This window comes from Rothia nasisuis, assembly GCF_928381405.1.
GTDB classification, from domain to species: Bacteria; Actinomycetota; Actinomycetes; order Actinomycetales; family Micrococcaceae; genus Rothia; species Rothia nasisuis.
Genome location: NZ_CAKMSB010000009.1, coordinates 66,638 through 89,518 on the forward strand (window position 1 = coordinate 66,638; position 22,881 = coordinate 89,518).

Consider the following 22,881-nt stretch of genomic DNA (forward strand, 5'->3'; position numbering starts at 1 on the left):
CCCAGCCCTGTGACTGCCGGGTATTGGGGAATCTGCCTTATGGATTCCTTAAGACCACAGTACGCCTATTTGTGTTCCAAGTCATTTTTTTAAGCTGTTTTTCGCCGAGCTTGCGCGAAAGCTCCCACATTTGATTTTTATCTCTCGGCTGTGCTAAAAATTGGTCGATATGCGGGGCACCCGAGCTACAGCAATTCCTCCGAGAACATGAGCACCCGCTTCGACAAGCAACCTCCTCCCCGCCTCCATAGAAGCACCTGTGGTGGCCACGTCATCAACAAGGATGCAGGGAACGCCGGTGAGGTCAAACCACTGCCCTAGGAACCAGAGCGGCGCCCGAGCCAGAACCAGGCGTCCTTGTACCGCCACAAGGCGCTGTTCAAAGCCCAAGGTTTTTTGGGCAGCTCCCGCTCCCAGGCCCCTCCCCGATGCAAGGCTCCGTACTGCGCCCTCCCATCGCGGCCTCGTCATCAGGGCCGGAAGGATCTTTATGCCGGACGCGGGCCCCAGCGCCTTCAAGCATGAGCGAGCCAAGCTAGGTGCCGGTTCATAGCCTCGCCGCCGCCGTGATGCTCGGCTGGAGGGCAGAGGTACCAGGTAGAGGGTACCTGGCGGGCAGGCAAGGCCCGGCTGATCGAGCAGAGCGGTGAGGGCGCGCACCAAAGCGGATGTCAGGTAGGGCGCCAGGTCAGTGCGGGCGGCATCTTTGAAAGCCAGCAGGCACCGGGCAAGCTCATACTCGTAGCGGCCTGCTGTGACCACCGGCAGATCTGTGGCCGGTAATTCTGTGAGCTCAACCTGCAGGGTGGCCAACCGAACCAGCCTATCGCAGAGCGGGCAGAGCGCCCCCGTTCCCCACAGGCCCCCCGCAACCATCATCGGCCCCACCGCCAGGCAGCTGGCGCAGGAGCGAGGGAAGAAGAGCTCCACCGTTTCACACCAGGAACGGTAAAGTAGCTGAGATACATGAAGGTTCATACCCCCAGCCTGAAGGAAGGGGCCCACCCCCCACAAGGGGTGTGGACAACGCTCTAGTACGGGCCCACAGTTACCCGGCGTAATTCACTTCGCTGAGACTGTTTTCAATACGGGTCCAGCTACGGCCTGCAACAATATACAGCCCGCCGTCGCGGGTCATCGCAACTGCCTGATCAATACCGTTACCGCTCACGATACGGTTGATACCCTGCAGGGAGTCGTAAACCGTGTTCTGCCCGGTTAAAGAGACCAGCTCAGTCTGAGTTGTCTCTGTATTCCATAGAAAAACCTCTACATCAGAAACCCAGGAGGCCCCTCTGGGATTAATCTCTGATCCCAGCCGGACGGGACTAATAAGCTCTACCGGGTTGCCGTCGTCCGACCTGCGAACAGCAGAAACCCAGGCGGAGAAATTACCGCCGTCCGATGAGGTGACAAGCAGGGCCCGGCATCCGTCACGAGAGATGTCGAGACTGTGCAGGGTGCCCCCCTCAAGCCACGTTGCTACTGTGTGTAGCGTATCGATTTCCCCACCTGCCGGGTGCACCCGCACGGTACCGTTTTGCTCAGCTATCCAAAGCCAGTTTTGGTGGCTGAAGCTCGGTTGCACAATGTGGGTTCCGCGGTAAACGGAGCTGGCGCTATTGGAATTTGCCAGCCAGACTTCGGTTTGAGAGTCGTTCGTGTAAGCGAAATAGTTACGCGTGTAATTCATAGCTGGCTGCGAGATAATTACCAGCGGCGATGTTTCGACGATGGTCTGCTGGCTAGCGGTGTCGCTGATAGTAGCGCGGCTCACCAGGCGGTTATTTTCGATACCCACAATATTGGGTGAGCCCTCAGGGTTGACCGCAGGTTCACGGTAATTCTCAAGGCTCTGCGGGGCTATCATCTGATCATTGAAGCTCATCTGCACTGAGGTGACCGTGGCAAGAGCCGAGAGCGTCTGCGTAAGCTGCGTGCGCAAACGCTCAGTGTTCAGAGCGCTAGCTGTGGCGAGAGCCTGCCCACCGGTCAGCTGCACATTGGCGGTTCCGTTGTCGATAGGGACCGAATTGCGTGCCAGATGGGTATCTTCAGGTACAGCGGTTACCACTGCCCCCTCCAGGTAGGGTGCCGGGCCTTCAAGAAGGACCCGCACCAGGGAGGTTGCCACAGTCGGCCGCTCCGCAAACCAGCGGATATCAGGTACCGCATAGGAAAAAGAGGGGTCGTAGAAATAAAGGGTGAAAGGGGTGAAAGTATCATCGAACTCGGTTCGGCTGAGCACAGTGCCATCAGGGGCAGCCGAAATACGCCACTCACCGTCCACCTGCTGCAACGTGAAGCTGATATCGGTATCGGCCACGGTAGTGAACGAGGTAGCCAGGCCCCGCTCATCAATCTGGGTTGAGGTGGGAACGGTAACGGTATATGAGGTTTCGTCGGCAGAGGACGCGCTAAAGGACGAGTTATACACCAAAGTACGACTATCGGGCCGCCAGGTTTGGGCCAATGACTCCGTCAGGTAAGAACGAGCTACGCTGTAGTCATCCCCAACGCCAACCCCCGCGTGCAAAAAGCCCTCGATGATTTCTGCCGGAGTGGCCCCGGGGGCCGGGCCGGCTGGTGCTTCGTTACGAGACGAAGAGCCTGAGCTGGCCTGGGGATCTGCGTAGTGGTTGACTTCTCCGTCGGTCGGAATCGCAGCGCAGGCGGTCAGGGCAGCGGCCAGTGCGCTCACACCCACACCTAGAGCGGTACGGCGAGTCACATTAGACATCTGTGGGTTCCTCTCGCGAAGTGGGCAAAGAGTCGGTTCTCAGTCCAGAGGGTGGAACGGGTTCACCGCTCATCAGCACGGGTGAGGGCCCCATCGGGACGTCCTGGTCAACTGGCAGAGTCATGCGGAAGCAGGCACCCTGGCCCTTGATCCCCCAGGCTTCTAACGTACCCTGGTGCAGACGCACGTCCTCAGCTGCAATTGAGAGCCCCAGCCCGGTGCCACCCAGGGTGCGTTTACGGGAGGTATCGGCGCGCCAGAAACGGTTGAAAACCTGCTCTGTTTCTTCGGGTGAGAGGCCGATGCCGTGGTCGCGGACGGCCACGCCCACAGCGGTATCGGTAACGTCAAGGTAGACATCGATCGGCTTACCCTCAGAATGCTCCACAGCGTTAAAAAGCAGGTTACGGAGCACCCGTTCGATACGGCGGTGATCCATATCGACCATAATCTCGGTGTGATTGGTGTGCACGGTCAGCGGCGTCCCGGTGCGTACCAGATGAGGCTCAACAGCTTTGAGCACCTCCTCAAGCACGGACATAAGGTTACCCGAGACAATATCGAGGGTCTGCGAGCCCGCGTCGAATCGGGAAATTTCAAGCAGGTCCGCCAGCAGGGAGTCAAAGCGGTCAACCTGTTCGTAGAGAAGCTCGGTAGAGCGCTTGTACAGAGGCTCCATGTTCTCACGGTTATCGTGCAACATGTCAGCTGCCATGCGGACGGTCGTGAGCGGCGTGCGCAGTTCGTGAGACACGTCAGAAACAAACCGCTGCTGCATGGTTGATAATTTCTCAAGGCGAGAAATTTGGTCCTGGAGCGAGTCTGCCATGCGGTTGAACGACATACCCAGGCGGGCTGTCTCGTTGTGCCCGCGTACGAGCACACGCTGATCCAGGTCACCGGCGGCCAGCTTCTCAGCGGTGATAGCCGTAGAGCTAATTGGGCGAATCACCAGGCGTGAGATAGCCCAGACAATCGTCAGTACAACCACTAGGAGAACACCAAAACCTACCCACACCACCAGGTTGATGTAGTTGACCGTTGTCTGTGAAGAACTGAGGTCATAGACCAGGTAGAGAGTGTAGTCGGGGTTCTGCGGAATGGTCAGGTCTGTTCCGACAACCAGGACGGGGGCGGTGCGCCCATCTGCTCCTACCATGGACGAAGACTGCCAGTAAATACCCGCTCCTTCACTGATGCTTTGAGCTAGCTCAGCAGGAATATCGGTGTTAGTCAGTGAGCCGCTTTGTGACTGCTCTTCGATGAACCCCTCTGTGGGTGCGTTCACGTCCTTAAGCAACACCCACTGGCGGTTTGACTGAGTGCTGGAGGTTTCTAGCACCGTGAGAAAACGGACGACGTCACGCTGAATCTCTGTCTGCCCCGTGGCATCTGAACTGTTGATGAGGGTCTGCACGTTAGAGAAACCCGCTGATGACTCTTCGAGAGCCTGTGACAGGTTGGCGCGGAACAGCGAGTTAGCAATCTGGTGCGAGATGAAGGAACCCACGAATATAAAGGCCAGCAGAAGCAGTCCCGCCGAAATCATGACAGCGCGAAGCTGCAGAGACTGCTGAAAGAGCCTGCGGAACGTGGTGAGTGGCTGCAGCAGGCGCTCTACGGCACCCGGCGCTGCCCGCTGTTGACGTGCCACGGTTTAACGGCTACCCGCTGCGGCCTTGTACCCCACGCCGCGCACAGTTAGCACAATCTCGGGGTTCTCGGGGTCACGTTCAATTTTGGCGCGCAGACGCTGGATGTGCACGTTCACCAACCGGGAGTCCACTGTTTTCTCATAGCCCCATACGTTACCTAGGAGGGCTTCGCGGGTCATGACCTGGCCAGGCTGGCGGGCTAGGTTAGCCAGAAGCTCAAATTCCAGGGGAGTCAGGCCAATCGTCTGCCCGTCGCGGCTGACCGTGTGGCCAGCCAAATCAATGACCAGGTTGCCAATGCGTAGCGGCTCGTTGTGGCGTTCTTCGCGCGGGCGCAGGCGTGCGCGGACGCGGGCGAGCAGTTCGGCAGGTTTAAAGGGCTTGGTCATGTAGTCGTCAGCGCCAGCTTCAAGGCCCTTAACAACGTCTTCTGTATCGCCCTTGGCTGTGAGCATGATAATGGGCACCTGAGACTCGGAGCGAATCTTGGTGCACACCTCGATACCGTTCATCCCCGGTAGCATGAAGTCCAGCAGAATCAGGTCGGGGTGATGCGTCGTAAAAGCTTCTATGGCGCGGTCGCCAGCATCACAAAATACCGTCTCGTAGCCCTCTTGGGCAAGCACGATACCGACCATCTCAGACAGGGCATCGTCGTCATCAACAACGAGGATGGTTTCTTTCACGTTCCTAGCTCTCCTGTATAGCTGGTGAGGTCATTCTCCACCTAGTTTAGCGGTTTTTTGTCAACGACTAGGCATCCTGCGCTATCTCAGATAGGGCCCGGGCGGTTTCAGTCAGGTGCCCCAGCACGGTGGTGGCCCGGGCCGGGTCAGTATCTGCCAGTGAGCCACGTTCTGTAAGTACGATTCGCTGGAGCAGGGTCTTGGGTAGACCCAGGTCACGCCAGGTGGCCCACATGCTGCGCGCTATATCCGAGGCCGGGCTATAGATGTGTGCATCAAGGGTTTCAAGGAACACCTCTCCCCCGGCTTCGAGCCGGGCGGCAATCGGTTCCCAGGCAGCGGTTGCCTTACCCGCCATATTGAGCACCGGGGTCTTGAGCACCGACTGGACCTCGGGGTGGAGGGCAAGCACATCGGTACGGACCAGCGGGTGGGCACCCAGCTGTTCAAGGCCTGCGTGTAGCCCGGTGAAAACAGCAATCAGCTCCTGCCGGGGTAGAGCCCGGTGGGTTCGGTAGCCGCTGGAGGTCGCAAGAGTTCCAGCGGAAGCAGCGACCACATCGGGTTCCTCAAACTGCACCAGCAGCTGGCTCCCTGGTACAGCCTCAGTGAGAAGGCCCAGCACCCCTTCGAGACCGGCAAGCAGGGATTCCAGCAGGTCGCGGCGGGCACCGGCGTCCTGAATAAGACGCTCACCGCTCGTCAGGTAGGTCTGTGCAGCCAGGCTCACCGGCCCCAACAACCGGATTTTCACGGCACCGGGCACAGCCCCACTCTCCCGGCCCACAGCGTCAGCAAGCACGTTGATATCTGACTCCAGCAGGGCGCGGGCGGCTCCCCCCTCCGCTGCGTAGCCCGTGGTCAGGCGCCAGCCTGATGCGGTGACGTCTGCGCCAAGCCCCTCAAGCGTGGCGATGGAACGGGCCAGCAGGGTCGCCCGGTAGCCTCGGTCGGCTAGTTCTGGCAGGTAGCTGATATGCGGGTGCCCAAGCTCACCGCGAACCCTAGCGACAGCATCTACCATTCGGTACCCGGCCCAGGGCCCCAGGCCGGTTGCACGCACGGTCAGAGACCGTTCAAAAGTCAGAGGCGTGTCAAGGTCTCGACGGGCAGCTAGCATTTCGGCATCAGTGGGTAGGTAGAGGGCGGGCCTGGAGGTTCGGTGAGCGGGCACAGCTACCTTTCGGGTGTCGGAGGACGGGGAGGGAAACTAGGTGAGGTGTTCTGTCTCAGCTGCAATTTTCTCGTGATGGCGAATCACCTCAGAGATGATAAACCCCAGGAACTTTTCTGCAAATTCAGGGTCAAGGTGGGCAGCCTCGGCCAGGCCTCGCAGGCGCTTAATCTGGGCTTCCTCACGGCCGGGGTCACCGGCAGGTAGGTTGTGTTCTGCCTTGAGATGACCAACCCGCTGAGTGGCTCGGAAACGTTCAGCCAGTATGTGAACGAGCGCGGCGTCCATATTGTCAATGGTCTGACGCATCACAAACAGTTCTTCGAGAACCTCTGGGTCAACCCCAGTCATGGAGGTCGCGCGAGTGTTGAACTGGGCGTGGGCTTGCACGTCGTGGGAGATGTTGGGTGTGCTCATGTGCTCTAGTCTAAAAAGCTTTGAGGGGTAGCACCCCGATATTCCACGCTGTGGACTTCTGCGGTGTCGTTGTACGATGCCGCAATGTCTGCACGGTCCAGCGAGTAGGCCCGGGAGATGGTGGACTGCCCCAGCACGCGGGTGCCCTGATAGATGACCATCGTCTGGCCGGGGGCAACACCGCGCAGTTTCTCGTGCAGGCGCACCACGGTCTCACAGCGTAGGGCACCTGGCTCGCTAGCTTCATCGTCTGCTACCCATTCCAGGTGGGCCGTGGCGGGTACAGGATCGGCGTGCGCGCGCACCTGGGCAGTCACATCAAAGGACGCGCTTCGGGCATCTTCAGCAGGTTCTTTGGCGAAAAAAGCTACGGCCTCGGCTACAGGCAGACCCGCCCAGGTCTCGCGGATACCGCGAATCTCATCAATAGCTAGCAGATCCCTACCTCCCACAATCACCTCGTTGGTCTTGGGGTGAATCTCCAGCACAAATCGAGGCTTGCCATCTGGGGCCGGGCGGCCAATAGCCAGTCCCTTGCGCTGCCCCACGGTGAAGGCCTGCGCCCCCCGGTGTTTGCCGAGCACGCGTCCCTCGGTATCTTTGATGTCACCCTCGGTCATCTGAATATGCTCTTCGAGCCATTCGCGGGTGTCACCCTCAGGGATGAAACAGATATCGTAGGAATCAGGCTTCTTAGCCACCGAGAAACCGCGTTCTGCGGCCTCGGCCCGCACCTCGTCCTTGGAGGGGGTATCTGCCAACGGGAACCAGGCGTGACGCAGCTGCTCATGGGTCAGTACTCCTAAGACGTAAGACTGATCCTTGGCCCAGGTGGCGGCACGGTGTAGCTCCCGGTTGCCGTTCTCGTCCGTAATGACCTTGGCGTAGTGGCCGGTTACGACCGCGTCAAAGCCCAGGGCAACCGCCTTCTCAAGAAGGGCAGCGAACTTAATCTTCTCGTTACAGCGCATGCAGGGATTGGGGGTGCGGCCGTGCTCGTACTCGGAGATGAAATCATCGACCACGTCCTCCTTGAAGCGCTCCGAGAAGTCCCACACATAAAAGGGGATACCGAGCTGGTCGCAGACCCGGCGGGCATCCATGGAGTCCTCAATGGTGCAGCAGCCGCGAGAACCGGTACGCAAGGTACCCGGCATACGAGAGAGAGCTAAATGCACACCGACCACCTCGTGGCCGGCCTCAACGGCGCGGGCAGCAGCAACGGCCGAGTCCACGCCGCCGCTCATTGCAGCAAGAATTTTCATAGTCTGTCCTCAATATCGATCAAAGTTTGGTGGTGGGCTCGGCAGGACGCGGCCCCGACCGCGACCCTCTCACTCCTCGCCTGGGGGCTCGTCGCGATTCACGCCAGCCCCGAGCCAGCGGTCGGTCAGCCGCGTCCTGCCCTCGCCCAGCCGGGTTCAGTTCCAGTAGGTAGCGGCCAGTGCCTGCCCTGACTACCACCTTATCGAGCTAGTTCCAGCGGGCGGCGTCCGGGGCGTGGCCCGCCATGCCCGCCTTTTTAGCCTGGGCCCAGGCACCGGGCAGGGCGTCCAGTAGGGCGGTGACGTCATCTTCGGTGCTGGTGTGCCCCAGGGTGAAACGCTGGGCTCCGCGAGCCTCCTCCTCACTCAGCCCCATAGCTAGCAGGACGTGGGAGGGGCGGGGTACCCCCGCGTTACAGGCAGAGCCTGTCGAGGATTCAACTCCCGCCATATCCAGTAAAAAGAGCAGAGAATCACCCTCGCAGCCAGGAAAAGTGAAGTGGGCGTTACCGGGTAGACGGGTGAAGTGACCGGCGGCTCGTTGCTCGGCTGACTCAGGCACAGGCCCGCGCAGCTGGGCCTCGGGCACAACGGCACGGATGCCTGCCACCAGTTTGTCACGCAGGGTAGCGAGCCGCTCACCTTCTGCCGTCAGGTGGTCAGCAACCTCGGCTGCAGCAGCACCAAAGCCCGCAATCGAGGCGGCATCGACGGTGCCAGAGCGCACAGAGCGTTCCTGCCCGCCGCCGTGAAGCACTGGCATGAGCTGGGCGCTCCGAGTGGCAATCAGGGCGCCAATTCCCATGGGCCCACCCATCTTATGGGCAGAAATCGCCATGGTGGTAGCACCGACCTCGCGAAAGTTAACCGGTAGCGTGCCGAAGGCCTGCACGGCATCCGTATGAAAAGGGATTTCAAGTTCGGCGGCGAGCGCAGCAAGCTCGGCCACGGGTTGGACGGTGCCGACCTCGTTATTGGCCCACATGACAGCGATAAGGGCGACCGTTTCTGGGTTCTCGCCCACCGCCTCACGCACAGAATCGGCAGTTACCTGCCCGGTAGCGTCCGGGTAAACCCAACTGATGTCGGCGCCCTCGTGGGTTTGGAGCCATTCAGCGGCATCTGCCACAGCGTGATGTTCAACGGCCGAAACAATCAGGCGGGTGGCCGCCGGGTTAGCCTCACGACGCTTCCAAAAAAGACCCTTGACAGCCAGGTTGTCTGCTTCAGTGCCGCCGGAGGTAAAAATAATTTCTGCCGAGTCACACCCGGCTACACGAGCGATTTGTTCACGGGCGTACTCAACGGCGGCTCGAGCCCGCCGCCCGGCTGAATGCAAGGACGAGGGGTTGCCGCCAGTTTGCATCTGGTCAACCATGGCATCAACGGCTGCTGGGAGCATAGGGGCGGTGGCGGCATAATCCATGTAGACCCGGGGCATAGGTGCGTCTCTCATCGTATCTGGGGTGCGGGGTTGTGCGTCAGCCCTCCATCATACTCCCACTTACTGGCAGGGGCTGTGGACTGTTTCACCCCTATAACCGGGGCGGCACACCTTTTATTTCGACGGGCCGTACACTGGGGAGGTGTTTAAGATTCTTTTCTATACTCCCGAGATTCCTGGCAACACCGGCAACGCCATTCGTTTGGCGGCTATTACCGGCGCGGAACTGCACCTGGTCAAGCCTTTAGGCTTCAATTTTGAGGATGCCAACCTGCGCCGCGCCGGGCTTGACTACCACGATTTGGCTGTGATGACCGTCCATGAAACCCTCGAAGACGCCTGGGCGGCACTCTCACCAGCCCGCGTCTTCGCCTTCACCACCACGGCGTCCACCAGCTTCGCCGATATCGAGTATCGCGAGGGGGACGTGCTCATGTTTGGCCCCGAATCTCAGGGGCTCCCCCAGGAAGTACAAAACAATGAGCACGTCACTGAACGCGTCAAAATTCCTATGGTGCCCGGCCGCCGCTCACTGAACCTGGCCAACAGCGCCGCCATCGCGGTCTTCGAAGCGTGGAGGCAACAGGGCTTTAGGGGCGGATCGGTTTAGGATTCTGCCGCATCCAGGGTCACCGTGACCTCCTGGGTTGAGCTGCCGCGCAAAACGGTCAGGGTGACCTCGGAGCCAGCTGTGGCCTGGCGGACAGCAGCAGTCAGCTCGGTTGCCTCGCTGATGGTGCGGCCGTTGACGGCGGTAACCACGTCACCGGCGCGCAGACCGGCCTTTTCTGCTGCTCCCCCACTGGTGACTTCTTGGATGAGCGCACCATCACCAAAGGCCTGTGACTCATCGTTGTTTGCGGGTGAGGTGGAGACCTGCGCCCCCAGCAGGCCGTGAGTCGCAGAGCCATCCTCAATGATTTCGTTCGCGACGCGCTGGGCGTAGTTGATGGGGATAGCAAAGCCCACACCGATGTTGCCGCTGGTTGATGAGCTGGAGGTATCGGTGGATGCAATCGCTACGTTGATGCCAATGACCTCACCAGCGGAGTTGACCAGGGCACCGCCGGAGTTACCGGGGTTCACCGCGGCATCAGTCTGAATAACGTTCAGGGAAATGGTGGCTGCCTGTGCGTCTGACTGAGACTGCTGGCCAGGAATCTCGAACTGGAAGGGGGAGGTGCCGAAAGTGTCGTCGCTGCTGTCATTTCCCGTATCGGTGCCCTGCGGGGCAGCGGATGAGGCCACTTCGATGGTGCGCACCAGGTTAGAGACAACACCGGTGGTGACGGTGTTGGAGAGCCCCAGGGGTGCACCGATGGCTACAGTGGTATCGCCAACGTTGAGGTTATCTGAGTTACCAAGGGTTGCAGGGGTCAGATTGAGCTCGGCGGCATCATCCACTTTAATGACGGCCAAATCGCTGGCGGGGTCGGTGCCAACCACAGTGGCAGTGTGAACGCTGCCGTCAGCGAGTTGAACCTCAATGGTGGCGTTGGCGCTCGCTCCGTCAAGGGTGACCACGTGGGTGTTGGTGAGAATATGCCCCTGCGTGTCAAGGATGACCCCTGACCCGGACCCGGATGCGTTACTCGCGGTGGCAGAAATGGTCACAGTCGAAGGAGTTGCCTTAGCGGCTGCGGCGGTGACGGCGTTGACCGAATCTGTATTGTTGACGATGGTGGTCCCGGAACTCAGGGAACTGATGGTGGAAGCTGGCCCGGTGGAGGTTGCAGCAACGATGCCGCCGCCAACCCCGCCGCCAACTAGAGCTGCAAGTGCCGTTGCGGCCAGCACAGTTTTGGTGGTGTGCTTACCCTTCTTCTCAGCGTTGGGCTGGTTCTGGTGGATATAGGGCTGATTATAAGAGTAGGACGCCGGCGCCCCGTTCCCAGCGGCCCCGCCACCGGGAGCCCCGTACTGGCTAGCGTTGCCAGCTTGAACCTGCTGGGGGTTGAGGGGCACTGTGCGATCATCTGCTGCGGTATGAGGGGTCTGTTCCCAGGAGTTCTGTGACACGGTATAACTTTCAGGTGATGTCTATATTTGTTTGGTGAGGCGCGAGTACCGCCGTGTTTTCGTAGCTCAACTATGCTCCACAGGCCTGTGTTAGAGATGAACCAACACTGTGAGTTCGCTGTGCACCCACCCCTTGAACCGGTGCGGGCTGACGATTTCACGGGAGAATGTGTGAGTGTGCTGTGGGTGAACCTTACGCGGGCTTGCCTCGTGGCGGGTGGTGAGCGGGGCTACAATGGTGCTCAAGCCATGCTCGCCCGCCTGAAGAGAGAGCCTATGTCACGCAAACCCCTAGCCACTGCCCTTCTGGTTGCGTCGCTATCAGTGGGAGTCACTCCGGTAGCTTTAGCGGTAGCTCCCTATGATTTGGATGCCGGTGTTCGAATCAGCGATACCACATCGGCGCTCGGGAACACAGCAGGCCTGGACGAGAGCATCAAGCAACTCGCTACTGACAGGCAGGTCAACCTCTTCGTGGTCACAATTGACCGCTTTGAAGACCCCTCCTCCTCAAGCCAGTGGACCGGTGATTTCGCAACGCTCAATAACATGGGCAGCAACGATGTGGTACTGGTGATTGCAACAGAAGCCCGCCAGGCCTACTTTATGGCAGGATCCACCTCCGTGCTTTCCCAGAGCCAGCAGGAACGAATCTATCAAAACTACGTATACCCTGAACTCGCTAACTCTAACTACAGCGCCGCCGCACAGGCTGCGGTAACGGGCATCGACGCTGAATTGGGTTCAGGTAGCGGCCTTGGCCTAGCCGCCGGTGGAGCAGCCGCACTTCTGGGCGTAGCAGCGGTGGCAGGCGGCGGTGCCTGGCTATTCAACCGATCACGAGCGTCCCGCCGCTCACAGGCCTCTGGCACACAGCAGCAGAGCCAGCCCACCAACCGCGGTCAGACGCCACCCATAAACCAGCCCTCTCTCACGGAGCTACGAACCACAGCAGGGCAACACCTTGTTACTACAGACGACGCCATCGCCCACTCCCTCCAAGAAGTCGAATTTGCGCGCCTACAGTACGGCGAAAAAGAAGTTGCGCCCTTTGTAGCCGCTATCGACAACGCCAAAGCCCATCTGCAACGTTCCTTCCAGTTACAAAAACAGCTAGACGATGAGGTTCCCGACACCGAAGAGGACCAGAGGGCCTGGCTGACCGAAATCATCGCACGTACCGAGGACGCTCAGCAGGCCCTGAACGAGCAGGTCACCAACTTCACTCGGCTACGCAAGCTCGCAGAGAGCGCGCCTCAGGCGCTCGCAACTCTGCGTCAAGAAATTGACTCAGCAGAACCGCTCTTTGCCCCGGCTGAAGCTGCACTGGCTCGGCTGGGGAAGCTCTACTCCCCCAGCGCTTTCGGTGCCGTTGCTGACAACGTCACCGAAGCACGCACCCGTCTGAGTTTTGCCCGCGAAGAGGCCGACGAAACTGAGCAACTCCTCACGGACGACAACCGCAACCAGGCCATCCTCGCTCTACGCGCTGGGGAGGAGGCCCTCGGGCAAGCGAAAGGTCTCCTCGAAGCGGTTCACCATGCCGAAAGAGACCTAGGCGCTATGTCCGCCAGCCTCGACAACGCCCTCATCATCGCTGAGCGTGACGTGGCCTCAGCCCAAGAACTGGCCCGCACCGGTGCCGGTAGCTCCAGCCAACTCTCCGGTGCGGCGGCTGGTGTGCAGGCGGTTCTCGGCCAGATTCAATCGCAGCGGTCTGCCGGACTCATTGACCCCTACCAGCTCAACCAGCGTCTACACGAAGTTCGCTCCGAACTGGATACCGCCCTTGATGCTGTGCGCCAGACCCATGAGCAAGAACGCAGCGCTCGCGAAACCCTCAACCATGCCCTGGTATCGGCTCAGGCACAGATTTCTTCTGCCAATGATTACGTCTGGGCCCGCCGCGGCGGTGTGCGCGCTGAGGCGCGCACCCGTCTACGTGAGGCCGAGCGCCACCTGGCTGAAGCCCAGCGCCTCCACCAGAGTGAGCCGGTGACGGCGCTCTCTCACGCCAACGATGCAATCCGTTTAGCGAGCGACGCCCAGCGTCTTGCTCGTAATGATGTGGATCGTTTCAATCAAACCACAGGCTATAACCGTGGCAGCAATAGAAACTATAATTCGGCCATGCTCGGCGGTATTCTGCTCGGCACCCTGCTCGGCGGCAGTTCCGGGCCTGGGGGCTTTGGTGGCGGGACGTTCGGCGGCGGTTTCGGCGGCGGCGGTTTCAGCGGCGGCGGTTTCAGCGGCGGCGGTGGAGCCGGCGGTAACTTCTAAAGATCTCTCATTTCGCTGACAACGTAGACCCGGGGCCGCGTTGAATCATGCTCCTGCATTGTTAATGAGAAAATAAAACTAAAAGTAGCGCAGACTCCCTGCTACTTTTCAACCCCACCGAAAGGTAGATTCATGGCTAAGCAGACCATTTTCAGCCGCATTGCACAGCTTACCAAAGCAAATATCAACGCCCTCATCGATGCCGCTGAGGATCCTCAGAAGATGCTTGACCAGATGGTGCGCGACTACACCAACAACATTGCCGAAGCTGAACAGGCTGTTGCTCAGACCATCGGCAACCTGCGCATGCTCGAAGCCGACTACGCAGAAGATCAGCGTGAAGCCGAGGAGTGGGGCGCTAAGGCTCTGGCTGCCTCCAACAAGGCCGACGAATTCCGTGGCTCAGGTGATGCAGCCAACGCAGACAAGTTCGACAACCTGGCCAAGGTGGCTTTGGGCCGCCAAATGCAGGCTGAGAATGAGGCCGCTACCATCAAACCCCAGATTGACTCTCAGACCGCTGTGGTAGAGCAGCTCAAGAACGGCCTGACTCAGATGAAGGAGAAGCTGAACGAAATCAAGCGCAAGCGCGATGAGCTGGTTGCCCGTCAAAAGTCAGCCAACGCGCAGTCTCAGGTCAACGACGCGCTCAAGGCCTTCGACGTCATGGATCCTACCAGCGAAATCTCTCGCTTTGAAGACAAGGTCCGCCGTGAAGAGGCCAAGGTGCGCGGCCAGCAGGAACTTGCGGCTTCTTCGCTCGATGCTCAGTTCAATGATCTTGAGGAACTCGGCCGCCAGTCAGAGCTTGAAGCTCGCCTAGCTGCGCTCAAGGCTGGCAAATAAGTTCTCAACTGTACAACACAGCTTTAGAGCACTGAGGCCCCCACCTGTAGGTGGGGGCCTCACATCCTTGTGATGATCCCGCCTCCTTGCGGGCCTCGGGGGGGGGTTAGAAGGCAGCTCCTAGCCTTAGCTGGGGGTGGCCGCCGCAGAAATCTGCCCGGTAATCCGGTGGAAGAGCATATCGAGTGCCACCACGTTAACGCCCTCCGGAATAATCATGTCAACGTATTTCTTAGACGGTTCTACATGGAGCTCATGCATGGGCTTGACCGTGGTCAGATACTGGGCTTCCACAGATTCAATGGTGCGGCCCCGCTCAATCACGTCGCGGCGGAGACGACGCAGGATGCGCACATCTGCGTCCGTGTCAACGAACAGTTTGATGTCGCAGAGTTCTCGAAGGGCCGGTTCTGCAAAAATGAGGATGCCCTCCACGATGATAATGGGCTGGGGCTCAACGATGAGCGTCTCATCCGAGCGATTATGGTCAGCGAAATCATAGACCGGAGTTTCAATGGTTTGCCCTGCACCAAGTGCCTTGAGGTGGGTGACCAGCAAGTCATTATCAAAGGCCTCAGGGGAATCGTAGTTGAGCAGGCAACGCTGCTCATAGGTCAGGTGGTCATTTCGTCTGTAGTAGTTATCGTGGTAAATCACACCGACCTGACCTTCGAAGCGCTCCAGCAGGGAGTTCGTCAGTGTGGTTTTTCCTGAGCCGGTACCACCAGCAATACCGATAATCATGGGTTTCATATCAATAGCCCGACCCTTCCGTCCGAATAAACACTGCTCTCTATTGTGGCATGACCTCACCCAGACCGGGCTTTCTGAAACTAGCGTGGGGGCCTGCCATTCCAGCTGTAAGGCGTAGCAGCTGTGACACACCGAGCTCTAGAGTGCACAGATAGGTTTGTCCCCTAAAAATCGGATATGTCAGTTTGTTAACCGGGCTTCACTTATTTTATGAGGTAAATTTTTGGCGAACTTTTACCTCTGTCTTTCTACGTAGTCCGTGGTGACAAGCTGATACATACGTCAATTGAATCACCTGGGTTAATGAGCCACCAACTTTCCCCACACAGCTGCACTTTAGGGGACAAATCTGTGTGTATAGTGAATACTGCGTACCCAATCTGACCCTAGCAGAGGACGATTACCGTGATTTTTGAAAACTGGGCAACCGGCACCTTTACCAATGCCTCACTCAATTCTGCCGTACGCCGTCATCTAGCCGATGGATCGCTCAAAAAGTTTCATAAGGCACTGCATATGGCTGACTCTATGGTGCAGAACGAGACCGTGGTTCATCTCGCCACCGGCAAGCTGGGCAGCTTTGGCGACTCCCTGTTGGTGATTACCAACCAGCGCATCTTGGTTCTGAAAAATACTTTTCAGTCGGGCAACACACTGTCCCTCAGTCTGCAGGCTCTTGACCAGGCTAAGCTGACCTACCTGCCGTTCTTAGGGAACACTCTGGTACTCGATACCTACCGTTTCACCCGCATTCCCTCCGCCCAGACTGAGATTCTGCGTAGCCTACTCACAGCCGACTTAGCTGACCACTGGGCCCGCGCTGCCTAGCTACCGCTTTCTAAGAGCCGTGCTGGGGAGACTCCTTGGGCCCTCCCCAGCACGGCTTAGAGGCTTATTTAGCTTAGAAGCTTATGTATAGGTGCTCTGGTTGGTGGCGATGATCAACCTGGTTTACCCCTGTGCCGAAGGCCCCCTCTTGCCGAATGCCCCTCTCTAGCCAGTACTTTCGGCAAGAAGTGGGGCATTCGAGCCAGAGCACAGGGCACCTGGGGTGTAATGCCTGGGAGCGGTGCCTCTTGCTCGTCCGGGTGTTCTATCGGAGTTGGCTGCTTCGCTGTGAGCCTGCGGAATCACCTGCGGCCTTCCGAATTATCAGCCCCGAGTTACCGGGAGTTGATGAAGTATCTTCTTATTCTTCAAAATCTGACCGCTCTGTTGCGTACTGTGCGCGCACCCTCATCGAGGAACACATCGCAGAAACAGAATACGCTGCCAAACTCCATGCGAAAGTAAAGACAATCAAAAGCGGAGAACGTCGTGCTTAAACGGCAGAAGAAGCACGGAAAGAGCCAGAACTCTAATTCATGTCAGTCTCCTCTTGGAGCCTTACAGCCAGGACTGCATCAAAGCACTCAAAAAAGCTAGATAAGCCAACCCGACGTAGAATTATGGACGCGCTTGACCGGCTTGCAGCGTCACCAACCCCACTGCATAGCACTCACCGGGAATTTACCGATAAGTTAAGCTACCCATAGCTGGTTTCTTCGTGACCGGTGAGGGCGGGGTTGGGGTGGTCATGGTCGGTGACATGCCCGGGGTGAGACACACTTTTTGTCCTATAACCCCCTATAACCTAACCCTGAACTCAGCAATGATGGGGAAAAGAAAATCGCCCCGATCGGATTCAATCCGAACGGGGCGACTTATGTGGTTGCGGGGGCAGGATTTGAACCTGCGGCCTCCGGGTTATCAGTCCCAAGCTACAGGGAACTGGTGAAGTATCTACTTATTCTTCAAAAATTCTACTACGCATAGCCCGTAACTTGTGTGTGGCAGTTTATCGTTCCCCAGCCCGCCAGACTTTCCACGGAATCTCGCCAATGATTCTATTGACATGGAAAAAGAGATGCTGTGGTGATGCCACCATACAGGCTCAGTCCCCGGCCCACGCCAAAACCCTTGCACAATATAGACCTTTTTGGCATCTGGCCATGCGCCATGAAACCATATGTCACAAGGTTGCCCACTGTGCACATGCAAGCCATAGCCCTTTTCCCCAGTGCGCGCCTTCTGGTACACGCGATCAAGCCGAACAACATCAAGGTTGTTAGTGCGAACAAAACGTAAGTGCTGTTCAAGCTCTGCCCGTCTACGGGCGCGACGCTTAGCTATCCCGAATGGGTCATCCCATTGAAACCCCATCATTCGCTTCTTTCTATGCGACGTAGTACGGAAATATTCAAGGGTTGTATCTTCTAGTGATTCAACCTACTACTGTTCAGGCTAGCATGGATGTCATACAATGAATACATGACTACAACAACCATATCGGACAGCGTACTCACCATCCGAGTCCCATCATCTCTTAAAGAGCGACTAGCCAACTTAGCAGCCGCATCTGACCGTTCTGTTGCTTACTGTGCACGCACCCTCATTGAGGAACACATCGCAGAAGCAGAATACGCCGCCGAGCTCCATGCAAAAGTAAAAGCAATCAAAAGCGGGGAACGTCGTGCTTACACAGTTGAAGAAGCACGGAAAGAACTAGGACTCTAATTTATGTCAGCCTCCTCTTGGAGCCTTATCTATGACAAGGACTGCATCAAAGCACTCAAAAAGCTAGATAAACCAACCCGGCGTAGAATCATGGACGCGCTCGACTGGCTTGCATCATCACCAACTCCACAAGCCCACTGCAAAGCGCTTACCGGGGAATTTACCGGCCTTTGGAGATACCGTATAGGTAACTACAGGGTCATCCTCGACCTTGACCAAGGTGAGCTCATCATCATTGCTCTTAACGCCGGTCATCGTTCTAAAATTTATCGATAAGTCCAGGTACTCACAGCACCAGTTGCACCTACAGAAAATCTAATTTGTAGAAAGGTCATCACGTGAGTACCTGGACTTCTTACATATCACTGGGATAGTCCGCGCGCGTTCCTATTAAGGCAGTCCCCTCTGCTTGTGCCAGAGTGGCACCTAAGTCGTGCCGTTCTGGCACCCAGCTATCATTAGGTGTCAGAGTGGAACCTAGTTTCTGACTAGGAGTTTCATAGCTAGGTGCCAGAGTGGCACCTAGTGTAAGACCTGAGTTATCCACAGCCTCAGTTGCATACTCCCCCCTCAATGGGTGCTCCATAATGAGCCTGACCTGCCTTGTGAATCTGCTTCAACGTCTTGAGGGTGCGCCAAGGAATTTTAGTGCCAGTATTGTAAAGATGCAGAACGATGAGGTCAGTCGGACGTCCACCAAACCCCTTGTACGGGCGGCGCTCACGGTGGAGCAAGTCAGCCTCTTCAAATTCCTTTAGCGTGCGGATGACGGTACGCTTACCGGCAGCTGTTTCGTGCATTATGAAGGCAACACCCTTATCGCCCTCATGGTCTGCAATGTAGCCGTCATCATCGGCCTGCTCTGCAAGAAATCGCAAAATTGCTGTGCGAGCAACAGCGCCATTTTCAAACTCATGAGTTCGAGCCCATTCAAGTGCTTTACTGCTCATTGGGCACCCACGGCTTCCTGATGTTGCACAGGTGTGGCATCAACTCTAAGGAGTTCACAAAGCTCTGTCTCTAGTACTAAAGCCGCTAGCTCTACTTCCTTTACCCGCCATTCAACACGGCCACTCAATCTGTTTTGCAGAGCTGGCAGTGTCATGCCGAGACGGTCGGCCAGGATTCTTTGAGTAGTTTTGCGCCGCAAGATGGAGACGCGGATGTTGGTTGAGATTACTTCCTCAATGTCCATGAAACATAGATTACGTTATTTCGACGTAATGCACAACAAGATATATGTCTTTTCAATATATTTACTTCATGTTTCAATTGGTTTTTTCTCTCCACGCTGTAGGATCATCTTTATGGAAACTACAACACTTACAGCAGATATAGCTTTGGCCGCAGAGGTTCGTGCATGGATGGGTCGCCGGCAGGTAACGCAGACAAAATTAGGTAAAATTCTGGGAGTCCCCCAGGCCAGTATCTACAGACGCCTAAAGGGTGAGATTAGTTTTAGCTTTAATGAATTACTCATCATCGCCTCATATTTTGGGATTACCGTGGCTGAACTTGTGGGCTCCGCCCTGTTAAATGCAAAAAGCCCCGCCCCCTTGCAGGTATCACAAGAAGGAAGGGCTAAAAAGAAAATCGCCCCTGTGGAACTAGTTCCATCAGGAGCGACTTATCAAGTGGTTGCGGGGGCAGGATTTGAACCTGCGGCCTCCGGGTTATGAGCCCGGCGAGCTACCGAACTGCTCCACCCCGCGGCGACTCATACAACTATACGCAGAAGTTTATCTATAGGCAAGCCACATCCTGCTGTTGTGAGGTACTCTACACGGCCGGGCGCTATCACCCGCGGGTGATAGCGCCCTCGTGCCCCCCAGCTGAAACTGCTGACCGATGCTCCTTTGCTAGTTAGAAGGTGACGGGGTAGGCGTTGCGTCGGTAGTAGCGGTTCCCTGCAGCCCTTCAGCATCAATAGCGCGTTGCAGAGCCTCATTGAGGCGGTTCTGAGCTTCGCCGTACGCTGCCCAGTCACCGGCTTTCATCGCAGCGTCAGCGTCCTGCATAGCCGCACGAGCATCCTGCAATGCACTGGTCAAATCAGCCGAATCGACGGGGGGTGCTGTCTCGTCAGTCGCCTGAGCGGCCTCGGTTTCGTTAACGCCGGCATCTGTCGCAGTCTCTGCGCCGGAGGAACCGCTAAAGAGCTCGTCCAAGGCCTCCTCCAAGGTGGGAGCGAAGCCTACCTTCTCGCCAAAGCCCACCAAGACACGGCGTAAGGAGGGGTAGGCGGCATCGCCAGAGGACTGCACATAGACCGGTTGCACATAGAGAATACCGCCGCCTACAGGCAGGGTGAGCAGGTTGCCGTTAATAACATCTGAGGCTCCCTGGCGTAGCAGGTTCAACTCGGTTGACACGGCTGTATCAGAATTGAACACGTTCTGAGCCTGGCCCGGCCCGGGAACAACAGATGAGCGGGGCAGCTCAAGCAGGGTAAGTTTTCCGTAGTCCTCGTGCTTCTCGCCGTCCTTGCCGGTACCGGCATCACCATTAGCAGAGAGGAAACCATACATCACGTTACGTGTGTTGGAGTCTGACTGCTGCGGGATGAAGCTAGTGGTCAACGAGAAAGCCGCTGATTCGGCACCGGGCATCTGCAGTGACATGTAGTAAGGAGGAAGGGGACGGCCAGACTCGTTAGTCGGATCATTAGGGATAGACCAGAGGTCATCACCCGCGTACAAGCTGTTGGCATTAGTAACGTGGTAGGCATTCAGCACCTCACGCTGCACTTTAAACAAATCCTGGGGGTAGCGTACATGCTCAATGAGCGACGCGCTCATCTCGCTGTAGGGGCGCACAGTCTCAGGGTACACCTTCTGCCAGCTCTTCAACACAGGGTCCTGGTCATCCCAGGCGTAAAGAGTCACCGAACCGTCGTAGGCGTTGACGGTTGCCTTGACCGAGTTACGAATGTAATTGACCTGCTTGTTAGGTAGGGCCTGAGAAACACCAGTTGCCGTTTCCGAGTCAGCGGTAGCGTTTTCAAGTTCCGCTGCCTGCGCGTAAGGGTACTGGTCGGAGGTGGTGTAAGCATCTACAATCCACAAGACCTGACCATCGATGATAGCCGGGTAAGGGTTGCCGTCAACAGTCAGGTAGGGCGCTACCTTTTTGACGCGATCTGAGGGATCTCGATTATAGAGAACCTGAGACTCAGGGCGTACAGCATCTGAGAGCAAAATATCTGAGGACTGGAATTTGATGGCGTAGGCCAGCCGGTTGAAGGCATTGCCGATATTGGGCCCACCGTTGCCGCTAAAGGTGTATTTGGCGTCTGAACCAGACTGGTCATCAGCGGTCTGGGGGCGGTCAAGCTCCAGAGGCTCGTCCTCAGCAGCACCACCAACAATGGAGTAGTCAGGTGAAGACTGACCAAAGTAGATGCGGGGCTCGTAGTCGCCGCTGATAGCACCAGTCGCCTGAATACCTGACTGGATGAACTTAGGTTTACCATCAGCCTCAACCTGGTTGCCATAGGCAGCAATGACGCCAAACCCGTGAGTGTAGACCACATGCTGATTAACCCAGGACGACCCGGCGTTCTGAGCAGGGTTGAGCTCACGGGCCGCAATGACTGTGTCAGTTTCCGTTCCGTTGATGGAGTAACGGTCAACGGAGAGATTCTGCCCAAACTGGTAGTAGGGGCGGAACTGCTGTAGCTGAGCAAAGGCACCGGAAACCACATTGGGGTCAAGCAGACGGATATTAGAAATAGTCTCACTCTCACCGCGCAGGGCACCGGCCTCAGTCGACGTGGTGGCATCGTAGTTCTGCACATCGATGCTATCTAGCCCGTAGGCTACACGGGTAGCATCGATGTTGCGCTGGATGTAGGGGGCTTCGGTAGCCTGTTCGTTGGGTACTACCTGAAAGCGCTGAACGACCCAGGGGTAAAGACCACCGGCAACCAGTGAGGCAATCACGAGCACTACGGTGCCGATGATGGGTAGGCGGAAGTTTCCCTTGAAGGCTGCTACAACGAAGAGGGCAGCCACCAGAAGCGAAGCCAGAGCCAAAATAGCGTTGACCGGAATAATGGCGTTGACGTCGCTGTACATAGCACCTGCCCAGGAGCCAGACTGATCCTGAGTAGCGTTGTATCGGGCCAGCCAGAGGGTGATGGCACGCACCAGAATGAACAGGGCACCGAGCACAGCAAAGTGACGGCGGAAGTAGACGGTGGTAGTCATACCCTTCTCGCTCACCATCAGCCCACCGTAGAAGTAGTGCATAGCGAGCGCCGCCATGGCCGAGAAGATGATGACGGTAGATAGCAGCCCGGCGATGAAGTTAAGGAAGGGCAGAGTAAAGAGGAAGTACCCTAGGTCTAGCCCAAACTCTGGGTCTGTAGCACCAAAAGGCTCACCGTTGAAGAAAAGCAGGACGGTTTCCCATTGGGTCATAGCGCCTGCACCCACAAAAGCTCCCAGCAATACGGGCACCAGGATGAGCATAGCCTTGCGCATCTTATCGATGCCTTGGCGGTAACGCTCCATGTTCTGGTTAAACAGGTCTTGAATATCTGCGTAAGGGCCCGGCAGGGGGTTGCCGTTCTCGTCAACCCGCGGACCGGCTGGGCGGCTGCGCGGGGTGGGGGCCTGGGGGGTGCCTCTCTTGTAGGCATAGTAGAGGCTGGCCCAGACGGCTAGGCCAGCTATGAGCGCGGCGGCTACAAAGACGGCGGCTCGGGTCAGGTTCTGGGTAATGAATACCGTAAGGTAGCCTAGCTGGTCGTACCAGAGAATGTCGGTATAAACCTGGGTTGCGAAGACGAAGGCTACGATCAGTGCGGCAATAATTGCCACAGTGACCAGAAGAGGCCTGTTCTGTCGCCTGGGAGCGCGTGGTGTACGGGGAGGTGTGCTTCCGGTGCTCACGGGTTTCCTTTAGCTGTGTTTGATGTGTGCCGTGTAGGGCGGTTAGTCTGCTTGCACCCGAAGAAAAGATGGTGCAATTTATAACACACTATTGTGCCAAAGAAACCTGGGAGTTTCGAGAGCAGGCTGAGCTTTCAGCTCTCAGATAGCG

19 protein-coding genes and 1 tRNA gene are annotated in these 22,881 nt (G+C 57.4%); 7 read left to right on the forward strand and 13 right to left on the reverse strand.

The genetic code is table 11. The features are described 5' to 3' along the window. Positions 1-153 precede the first annotated feature (153 nt). The 8 genes from L6966_RS08480 to L6966_RS08515 all read right to left on the reverse strand — a co-directional run bounded on the left by L6966_RS08480 (position 154) and on the right by L6966_RS08515 (position 9,378). A complete protein-coding gene (locus L6966_RS08480) occupies positions 154-978 on the reverse strand; it encodes a ComF family protein (protein ID WP_237233203.1) in 825 nt (274 codons plus the stop codon). A gap of 70 nt (positions 979-1,048) precedes the next feature. After that, entirely contained in the window at positions 1,049-2,740 is a 1,692-nt protein-coding gene (locus tag L6966_RS08485) for an LpqB family beta-propeller domain-containing protein (protein WP_237224843.1), read from the reverse strand. Beyond that, on the reverse strand, positions 2,733-4,394 hold the full coding sequence (gene mtrB / locus L6966_RS08490; RefSeq protein WP_083093752.1) for an MtrAB system histidine kinase MtrB: 1,662 nt from the start codon (positions 4,392-4,394) through the stop codon (positions 2,733-2,735). Before mtrB ends, L6966_RS08485 begins: the two co-directional genes overlap by 8 nt. 3 nt (positions 4,395-4,397) lie before the next feature. Continuing rightward, positions 4,398-5,081 (reverse strand): MtrAB system response regulator MtrA, encoded by a 684-nt coding sequence (gene mtrA, locus L6966_RS08495; protein WP_237224844.1) that lies wholly within the window; start codon positions 5,079-5,081, stop codon positions 4,398-4,400. 67 nt (positions 5,082-5,148) lie between these two features. Then, complete coding sequence (locus tag L6966_RS08500; protein WP_237233204.1) at positions 5,149-6,255, reverse strand: uroporphyrinogen decarboxylase/cobalamine-independent methonine synthase family protein; 1,107 nt, start codon at positions 6,253-6,255, stop codon at positions 5,149-5,151. Between the two features lie 36 nt (positions 6,256-6,291). Beyond that, positions 6,292-6,672 carry a chorismate mutase gene (locus L6966_RS08505; RefSeq protein ID WP_237224846.1) on the reverse strand — a complete coding sequence of 127 codons (381 nt, stop codon included), beginning with the start codon at positions 6,670-6,672 and terminating at the stop codon, positions 6,292-6,294. Positions 6,673-6,677: 5 nt separating this feature from the next. Continuing rightward, a complete protein-coding gene (mnmA, locus tag L6966_RS08510; RefSeq protein WP_237233205.1) occupies positions 6,678-7,937 on the reverse strand; it encodes a tRNA 2-thiouridine(34) synthase MnmA in 1,260 nt (419 codons plus the stop codon). Positions 7,938-8,145: 208 nt separating this feature from the next. Next, positions 8,146-9,378 carry a cysteine desulfurase family protein gene (locus tag L6966_RS08515; RefSeq protein WP_237233206.1) on the reverse strand — a complete coding sequence of 411 codons (1,233 nt, stop codon included), beginning with the start codon at positions 9,376-9,378 and terminating at the stop codon, positions 8,146-8,148. Positions 9,379-9,523: 145 nt separating this feature from the next. Here L6966_RS08515 and L6966_RS08520 point away from each other — a divergent pair, with 145 nt between their 5' ends. Continuing rightward, positions 9,524-9,991, forward strand: coding sequence for a tRNA (cytidine(34)-2'-O)-methyltransferase (locus tag L6966_RS08520; protein WP_237233207.1), 468 nt, complete (start codon positions 9,524-9,526; stop codon positions 9,989-9,991). Here the strand turns inward: L6966_RS08520 and L6966_RS08525 are convergent. Then, positions 9,988-11,400, reverse strand: a complete 1,413-nt coding sequence (locus L6966_RS08525) for a S1C family serine protease (RefSeq protein ID WP_237233208.1) — start codon at positions 11,398-11,400, stop codon at positions 9,988-9,990. The genes L6966_RS08520 and L6966_RS08525 overlap by 4 nt on opposite strands. A gap of 276 nt (positions 11,401-11,676) precedes the next feature. Between L6966_RS08525 and L6966_RS08530 the strand changes: the two genes are divergently transcribed. Both L6966_RS08530 and L6966_RS08535 read left to right on the forward strand, forming a co-directional pair. Then, entirely contained in the window at positions 11,677-13,680 is a 2,004-nt protein-coding gene (locus L6966_RS08530) for a TPM domain-containing protein (protein ID WP_237233209.1), read from the forward strand. A 132-nt stretch (positions 13,681-13,812) separates the two neighbouring features. After that, positions 13,813-14,526, forward strand: coding sequence for a PspA/IM30 family protein (locus tag L6966_RS08535; protein ID WP_237224851.1), 714 nt, complete (start codon positions 13,813-13,815; stop codon positions 14,524-14,526). A 126-nt stretch (positions 14,527-14,652) separates the two neighbouring features. On the opposite strand, the gene udk is transcribed toward L6966_RS08535, so the two are convergent. Beyond that, positions 14,653-15,279 (reverse strand): uridine kinase, encoded by a 627-nt coding sequence (gene udk, locus L6966_RS08540; protein ID WP_083093765.1) that lies wholly within the window; start codon positions 15,277-15,279, stop codon positions 14,653-14,655. 405 nt (positions 15,280-15,684) lie between these two features. On the opposite strand from udk, the gene L6966_RS08545 reads away from it, so the two are divergent. From L6966_RS08545 to L6966_RS08555, 3 genes are all read left to right on the forward strand, one after another. Next, entirely contained in the window at positions 15,685-16,107 is a 423-nt protein-coding gene (locus L6966_RS08545; protein WP_083093767.1) for a hypothetical protein, read from the forward strand. 1,482 nt (positions 16,108-17,589) lie between these two features. Then, entirely contained in the window at positions 17,590-17,835 is a 246-nt protein-coding gene (relB, locus tag L6966_RS08550; protein WP_180377918.1) for a type II toxin-antitoxin system RelB family antitoxin, read from the forward strand. Between the two features lie 3 nt (positions 17,836-17,838). Beyond that, positions 17,839-18,111: a type II toxin-antitoxin system RelE family toxin gene (locus tag L6966_RS08555; protein WP_083093771.1), complete on the forward strand. Its 273-nt coding sequence runs from the start codon at positions 17,839-17,841 to the stop codon at positions 18,109-18,111. Positions 18,112-18,386: 275 nt separating this feature from the next. Here L6966_RS08555 and L6966_RS08560 read toward each other — a convergent pair whose 3' ends face one another. Beyond that, complete coding sequence (locus L6966_RS08560; RefSeq protein ID WP_237233210.1) at positions 18,387-18,785, reverse strand: hypothetical protein; 399 nt, start codon at positions 18,783-18,785, stop codon at positions 18,387-18,389. 357 nt (positions 18,786-19,142) lie between these two features. Between L6966_RS08560 and L6966_RS12255 the strand changes: the two genes are divergently transcribed. Continuing rightward, positions 19,143-19,514: a helix-turn-helix domain-containing protein gene (locus tag L6966_RS12255; protein WP_473828094.1), complete on the forward strand. Its 372-nt coding sequence runs from the start codon at positions 19,143-19,145 to the stop codon at positions 19,512-19,514. Here the strand turns inward: L6966_RS12255 and L6966_RS08565 are convergent. Both L6966_RS08565 and L6966_RS08570 read right to left on the reverse strand, forming a co-directional pair. Continuing rightward, positions 19,471-19,547 (reverse strand) — tRNA-Met (locus tag L6966_RS08565). The genes L6966_RS12255 and L6966_RS08565 overlap by 44 nt on opposite strands. A gap of 147 nt (positions 19,548-19,694) precedes the next feature. Further along, positions 19,695-22,730: a UPF0182 family membrane protein gene (locus L6966_RS08570; protein ID WP_237233211.1), complete on the reverse strand. Its 3,036-nt coding sequence runs from the start codon at positions 22,728-22,730 to the stop codon at positions 19,695-19,697. Positions 22,731-22,881 lie beyond the last annotated feature (151 nt).

Bases quoted from the DNA above. Each gene is read 5' to 3' on its own strand.
- udk (WP_083093765.1), bottom strand. From the start codon at position 15,279: ATGAAACCCATGATTATCGGTATTGCTGGTGGTACCGGCTCAGGAAAA.
- L6966_RS08555 (WP_083093771.1), top strand. From the start codon at position 17,839: ATGTCAGCCTCCTCTTGGAGCCTTATCTATGACAAGGACTGCATCAAA.
- L6966_RS08505 (WP_237224846.1), bottom strand. From the start codon at position 6,672: ATGAGCACACCCAACATCTCCCACGACGTGCAAGCCCACGCCCAGTTC.
- L6966_RS08480 (WP_237233203.1), bottom strand. From the start codon at position 978: ATGAACCTTCATGTATCTCAGCTACTTTACCGTTCCTGGTGTGAAACG.
- relB (WP_180377918.1), top strand. From the start codon at position 17,590: ATGACTACAACAACCATATCGGACAGCGTACTCACCATCCGAGTCCCA.
- L6966_RS08535 (WP_237224851.1), top strand. From the start codon at position 13,813: ATGGCTAAGCAGACCATTTTCAGCCGCATTGCACAGCTTACCAAAGCA.
- mnmA (WP_237233205.1), bottom strand. From the start codon at position 7,937: ATGAAAATTCTTGCTGCAATGAGCGGCGGCGTGGACTCGGCCGTTGCT.
- L6966_RS12255 (WP_473828094.1), top strand. From the start codon at position 19,143: ATGGAAACTACAACACTTACAGCAGATATAGCTTTGGCCGCAGAGGTT.
- L6966_RS08560 (WP_237233210.1), bottom strand. From the start codon at position 18,785: ATGAGCAGTAAAGCACTTGAATGGGCTCGAACTCATGAGTTTGAAAAT.
- L6966_RS08515 (WP_237233206.1), bottom strand. From the start codon at position 9,378: ATGCCCCGGGTCTACATGGATTATGCCGCCACCGCCCCTATGCTCCCA.
- L6966_RS08530 (WP_237233209.1), top strand. From the start codon at position 11,677: ATGTCACGCAAACCCCTAGCCACTGCCCTTCTGGTTGCGTCGCTATCA.
- L6966_RS08485 (WP_237224843.1), bottom strand. From the start codon at position 2,740: ATGTCTAATGTGACTCGCCGTACCGCTCTAGGTGTGGGTGTGAGCGCA.